At 62.1% G+C, this 6,297-nt stretch carries 5 protein-coding genes; all 5 read right to left on the bottom strand.

The window, feature by feature from the left end:
* Nucleotides 1-166 precede the first annotated feature (166 nt).
* Nucleotides 167-433, bottom strand: coding sequence for a YggT family protein (locus ACFMO5_RS14295; protein WP_376793422.1), 267 nt, complete (start codon nucleotides 431-433; stop codon nucleotides 167-169).
* Between the two features lie 69 nt (nucleotides 434-502).
* Nucleotides 503-1,246, bottom strand: coding sequence for a YggS family pyridoxal phosphate-dependent enzyme (locus ACFMO5_RS14290; protein WP_376793421.1), 744 nt, complete (start codon nucleotides 1,244-1,246; stop codon nucleotides 503-505).
* A 257-nt stretch (nucleotides 1,247-1,503) separates the two neighbouring features.
* Entirely contained in the window at nucleotides 1,504-4,494 is a 2,991-nt protein-coding gene (locus ACFMO5_RS14285) for an intein-containing RctB family protein (RefSeq protein WP_376793420.1), read from the bottom strand.
* Nucleotides 4,495-4,505: 11 nt separating this feature from the next.
* Complete coding sequence (locus ACFMO5_RS14280) at nucleotides 4,506-4,949, bottom strand: archease (RefSeq protein WP_376793419.1); 444 nt, start codon at nucleotides 4,947-4,949, stop codon at nucleotides 4,506-4,508.
* Between the two features lie 128 nt (nucleotides 4,950-5,077).
* A complete protein-coding gene (selD, locus tag ACFMO5_RS14275; RefSeq protein WP_376793418.1) occupies nucleotides 5,078-6,127 on the bottom strand; it encodes a selenide, water dikinase SelD in 1,050 nt (349 codons plus the stop codon).
* Nucleotides 6,128-6,297 lie beyond the last annotated feature (170 nt).

Below are 6,297 nucleotides of genomic sequence, written 5' to 3'. Positions count from 1 at the left end.
CCGCCTTCGGCGGCCCCCAGCCCCAAAAGGATTTTTTCTCCGCTCCCCCGCAGCCCAGGAGGCTGCAGGGAGAGCGGAGAAAGGGAGAAGGGGCCACCGGCCTTCCCGGTTGCATATTCCATGGAAGAAGCGCTTCGCTGCCGAAGCCGAAATATGCGCTCCCTCCTTAAAACCACCCCATGATCAGCGCCTTCAGGAGTTGCCCAGCCAGCTCGATCAGCAGGATGGCGACCAAGGGGCTGAAATCCAGTCCGCCAACCGGGGGAAGATAGCGCCGGAGAGGGTTCAGCACTGGCTCCACAACGCCCGCCAGAAGGCGACGGGCAGGATGCCATGGATCGAGACCAAACCAAGAGGTGAATACATAGAACACGATAAGAAGGACATAGAGATTGACCAAAGCATCGATCAGCGAAATCAGCATCCCGAGCATCGTGTTCTCCTTGCTGTACCATATCATTGCGATCAGTCGCTCTGCGAATCGTTCGCCGATGCACCTCGCTTAAGGAGACGGGCGTTCGCCGAAGATCGCCCGCCCCAGACGGATCATGGTCGCTCCCTCCTCAATAGCGACTTCGAAATCATCCGTCATTCCCATCGAGAGATGGGCCCAGGACGCCTGAGGGAACCGGGAGGCCAGGGCCTTTCGCAAGGCTCGTAACCGCCGGAACACCGGCCGCACCATCTCCGGATCCGGAGCTACAGGAGCCACGGTCATCAGCCCGAGAACCTGCAGCCCGGGCAGATCGATGATACGGGCGACCGCCTCGAAGAACGCCTCGCGCTGCCCCGTCTCTTCCTCCCAACGATCGAGGGGGAAGCCGTATTTTGTGGCCTCGCCGGAGATGTTGCATTCCAGGAGGATCCGGGCCGATTCCCCTCGTTCCACGGCCAGGCGGCTGAGCTTCTCCGCCAGCGGCACGGAATCCACCGAGTGGATAACCTCAAACATAGCGAGGGCCCGTCGGGCCTTCCGACGCTGCAAATGGCCCACCAGATGCCAATGGATCTCGGCCCCGCTCCCCAACAGGGCCTGCACCTGAGGGATCTTCTCCTCCGCCTCCTCCACCCGGTTCTCCCCGAAGATCCGCAGTCCACACGCATAAGCCTCGGCGATCCGTTCCGGGGGCACGGTTTTGGTCACCGCCACCACGGTGACCTCCGCGGGATCCCGGCCAGCCCGCCGGGCCGCCCGGGCGATCCGTTCTTGAACCTGTTCCCAACGCTCCGCGACGGAGGAAGTCATGGATCGATCAAGTCGTCTCCTAATAGTGTTCGTCCCAGCGGTGCGTCAGGGTTACGATGAACACCTCTGCTTCCGGGATACTTTGTGGAAGGTCAAGGAGGTCCCACATCCTCTCTTTTGCCCCCCCCTCTGAGTCTTTGGGCCAACGGAGAGAAAGATACTTTGCAACCTATGAGTGGGGAGGCCGTCCTTGGCGGCCTCCCCACTCATAGGAGAAGCGTTTTAAGACGAACCTAATGAGCGAGTTGATGTAGCCCCTAGCCCTTGATCACCGCAATCGGCCGCAATCGAGCCACTTTCTTAGCGATCCCGGCGTGGTGGACCACCTCAACCACCCGGCTGACGTCCTTATAGGCTTTGGGCGCCTCCTCGGCCAGACCCGCCATGGAGCCAGCGCGGACCACAATGCCCTGGCCTTCGAGCTCGGCTTTTAGCTTCTCGCCCCGGATCTCCCGTTTGGCCTGGGCCCGGCTCATCACCCGGCCTGCCCCGTGACACGTGCTCCCAAACGTCTGGGCCATCGATCCGGGGGTCCCCAGCAGCACGTACGACGCCGTGCCCATGGACCCCGGGATCAGGACCGGCTGCCCGATGTCGGTATACTTCTTAGGCAACCCCGGTGAACCAGGGCCCCAGGCGCGGGTGGCCCCCTTCCGATGGACGCAGACGGTCATCCGCTCGCCGTTGATCTCGTGGGTCTCGATCTTGCCCATATTGTGAGCGATGTCGTAGACTTGCCAGACCTCGTGGGCGATCCCCTTCGGCTTTAGGACCTCCTCGAAGCTCTTGCGGATGTAGTGGGCCAAAATCTGGCGGTTACAGAAGGCGAAGTTGGCCGCACATGCCATCGCTTGAATGTAGTCCTGCCCCTCGGGGCTGTCGATGGGCGCGCACATGAGCTCCTTATCGGGGAGCTTGATCCCGTATTTGTGGATCACCCGCTCGAAGCGCTGGAGATAGTCGGTGCAGATCTGATGGCCGAAGCCCCGCGAGCCGCAATGGATCTGCACCGCCACTTGGCCCTCGAAGAGGCCCATGCGCTCCGCGCCGACCGGGTCGAAGATCTCGTCCACCACATCGACCTCAATGAAATGGTTGCCTGCGCCCAGGGTGCCCAGCTGATCTTTCCCTCGCTCCTTGGCCTTGGGGGTCGCTTTATCGGGGTTCGCGTTCGGCATGCAGCCGAACTCCTCCGTGTGCTCCAGGTCCTCCGGCCGAGCATAGCCATGGCGCAGCGCCCACCGCGCTCCCTCGGCAAGCACCTCATCGAGCTGCTTCGCCGTGAGAGGCACATGCCCCTCCGACCCCACGCCGCTGGGGCAGTTGTAATAGATCCGCGTCGCCAGCTCCGCCAGATGCGGTGCGATCTGCTCATAGGTCAAATTAGTAGCCAACAGGCGAACGCCGCAGTTGGAGACTACGAAGCCGTTTGCGATGAAGTTATGATCCGAATGCCATACAGTGAAATCGTAGACTGTGCCTGCGCCTCCCTCTACCGGCTCGATACGCTCGATCTCCTCCCAGACGATGCCAGAGCGGCCAAGGCCCTCTGTCGCCTGGGCCGCGTACTCTTCGAAGCTGGGGAAGTCGCGGGGCAGAGCGGCCCCCACACGCCGATTAGGGCCAATGGAGCGTTCCACGAAGCGGGCGTTCACCGGGACCGAAGCCGCCGCCACTACGGACGCGATGGGAAGGCCGCTTTGATGCGCCTCGAAGATATGCTCGCGGAGCGCTTGACGGGCTTTCCGCAGCGCTAACTTGCGCTTCAGATACTGAGCGCTGACAAGGCCCATGAAGCGGCGTTCAGCGTTATACTCCACGCCGATGCGCGTGAAGAAACGCACCAGATTCTCGGCCTGCCCCGAAATCAGCAGGCGAAGGACAAAGGAACGCGATCCATCAGCCCGTCGGAGGGGGCGCTTCTCAGCATAGATCCCTGATGTGCGGACTCCGAACCTCTGAAGCATCTCGGCGATGTCAGCTAAGAAGCGGTAACCATCCGCAATCCTGTGCTCCGCCTTAGCGAGCGCCAGGGATGGCCGTCGCATCTTGATTCGGGAGCCACTGTGCGGAGCCATCGTGGATAATTCCGCTCCGAAGAATGCAGCGAGGAAAAGACGCTGCTGCCACAACGGCGCCCGTTTAAGCCACTCCGGGATTCGATCCGCACACTCAGTCTTCCGACCCAAAGGCAGTCCCATAGCAGCCAACAGGGCGACCAAGCCGGTCGAGTTCACCTCCAACTCGCTGACCGTCTCCGTGATCTCGTAAACCCGGTAAGGTGTTCGCACGGAAACCTTTCGACGCCGGGACCGCAGGAAGGCTCCATAGCCCAGCCGTCGGAGATCATCCAGAATCTCCGTCAAATCTTCTTCCTTTCCATAGAGAACCAAGACCCCCTCTTTCCGCCGGCGCATAAAGCCAGCCGTTCCATCCCCCCAGGCGTAGCCCAGCAGTTTCAGCAAATAGGGTAAGGCTGGAGAATCATAACGTAAGGGCAACAATCCCCTACGACGCAGGCCGGCGATGGCCTTAGTGATCGCTCCACCGCGGCGGCCCTTTCCAGCCTCTCGCAGGACACGCTCCACATCCGGCTCGTCGACGATCACCGCGTCGGGGGGATCCTCATAGGGCACTCCCTCAAAGGGCAGGAAAGCGATCCGATCCCCAGGCTTCAACTCAGCCAGGGGACGCATTCCCTCGGGGGTCCAGAACGGATGGTCTCCGGTGGCTACGATCTCGTCCCCTGCGCGAGTGATAAGCCGATAGAGGATGGGATCAGCGGGCCGCTGCAAGAACCTGATCACCCGCGTTTGATCCAGCCGGGCGGCCTGAGTGTCATAACATGACAGCTCAGCCTGGCACCATGCCTCCGCCATCTCCCCGATTGGGCAAGTATAGCCGAGGGCATGCAGGATGCGCGTATCCCCAGTCAAGCAATTAATGTCGTAGCCGATCGCCCCCGGCGAGATGATCCCGCCAGGGACCTTGCTGGCCATCACACCCCCAATCGGGAAACCATAGCCCATATGCACATCCGGCATCACGACCACCGCGCCCACCAGGCCTGGCAGGGAGGCGGCGTTCACCGCCTGGTGGACCGAGAGATCCCCCAAGGCGTCCTCCAGCAATTCCTCATCCGCATAAATGCGGACGGGAACGTTCATTCGGGGGTCGAACGTGGTCGGCAGCTCCCAGAGATACGCATTGATCCGCCGGAAATCCTGCTTCCGAATCTCCTTCGCCATCGCCATCCTCCTCACACATCAAAGACCAGCTCCACCCAGTAATATCCGTTTTCCTGATGGATCGCTACATTATGATAAGTCACCGCCTTAATATATTTTCGCACCTCCTTCGCCCGCTCTCCATAAGCCGCCGCCTGAAGACGACCCAAGGACTCAGGATCCTTGGGATCAGGAAGCTGAAGCTCGTGGATCTCAAACCGCTTGAAGGCCAGCTGCTCCCGCTCGGTGAGATAGACCAGTTCGTTCAGCCAGGCCACCAGCAGGCCCTCCGGGCTGGCGGCTTCCACCTGAACCTCCCGTCGCTCGGATTCCCCCAGAGCCTCCAAGTCAGTGAGCAGGCTATACATCCCCATCGCGGCATGCGCAAACAACTCCGGCAGGCTTCGTCCGTAGGCCCGGATGGCCCAATCCGCTGTATGCGGGATCTCCTCAAAGGGCACTGTCGGATTGGGCATGCCTTCCCCCTCTTCCCCGCAAAGGCCATCAGAAGATGAGGCGAGCGCGGGCTTCTCTTGCTCCCTTCTTCCTCCCACCGCTTCGTAGCGCGGGGAAGGGAAGAAGGGTTTTGGGATCCGGGAGCCACCTATGGGAACACCCGGATCTCCGGCTCCCCCTCAAACCGTCCGATCACCCAGGCAGATTCGCCGGCCTCCGCCATACGAGCGCAGAAGACCTCTGCGTCGGCTGGCGCGAAAGCCACCAATAGCCCACCAGAGGTTTGCGGATCGTAAAGCATGGCTTCCGTGATCTCATCGATCGAAGCATCCAGCCGCACGTGCGGCCGGTAGAAATCCCGGTTGCGCCAGAGCCCGCCCGCGAAGGCTTCCGCCTCCGCACAACGCCGGGCGCCCTGCATCCAGGGGAGCTGCCTGACCTCCAGGGCAAGCCCCACCCCAGAGGCCTCCACCATCTCCCAGGCGTGGCCGAGCAACCCGAATCCGGTCACATCCGTGGCGGCGTGAGCGTTGCATTTCACGGCCAGCCGCGCCGCCGTCTTGTTCAACCGCATCATCCAGGCCATCGCCTCCTCGATCTCCTCCGGCCGGGCCAGATCTCGCTTCAAAGCCGTGGTGATCACCCCGCTGCCCAGGGGTTTCGTCAGGACCAGCACATCCCCTGGCCGGGCACCGGATTTCCGCAGGATCCGCCGGGGATGAACCACGCCCGTGACCACCAACCCGAACTTGGGCTCGCGGTCGCTCACCGTATGTCCGCCCAGGATCACTCCACCCGCCTCGGCCACCTTATCCGCCGCCCCTTTCAGGATCCGAACCAGGATGTCCAAATCCAGACCGTCTGGGAAAGCCACCAGATTGAGGGCGAAGCGAACCTCGCCCCCCATGGCGTAGATATCGCTCATGGCGTTGGACGCGGCGATCGCGCCGTACGCATACGGGTCATCCACCACCGGCGGGAAAAAGTCCGTCGACTGAACGAGGGCCATATCCTCGTCCAGTTGGTAGACGGCCGCGTCATCCGGCGCTTCGATCCCAACCAGAACGCCTGGATGGAGCTGCGGCAGGATTTGCTCCTTCAGCTGGCGCAGCACGTGCGCCAGGGCCTCCGGGGCCATCTTGCTGGCTCAACCGGCGCACGATGCGAGCGCGGTCAGGCGAACCGTCTTGTTGTCCAAGGGAACTCTCCGTAAGAAACAAAAGATTGGGACTTTGGACAAACGGACAGCCCTGATCTCCCGTCCGGGCCCTCCCCTTATGCGGGGCAAGCCCCTCCTCACTGCTCCTTCTCAGCGGTCCTTCGGGCCGCTGAGCGCGGGAAGGGGGGTGGGGCCGCCTTCGGCGGCCC

The sequence above is a fragment of the Thermoflexus sp. genome, assembly GCF_042408365.1.
Lineage (GTDB): Bacteria > Chloroflexota > Anaerolineae > Thermoflexales > Thermoflexaceae > Thermoflexus.
The sequence above is the reverse complement of the archived record's forward strand: the minus strand, read 5'-3'. Positions and strand labels throughout refer to the sequence as shown.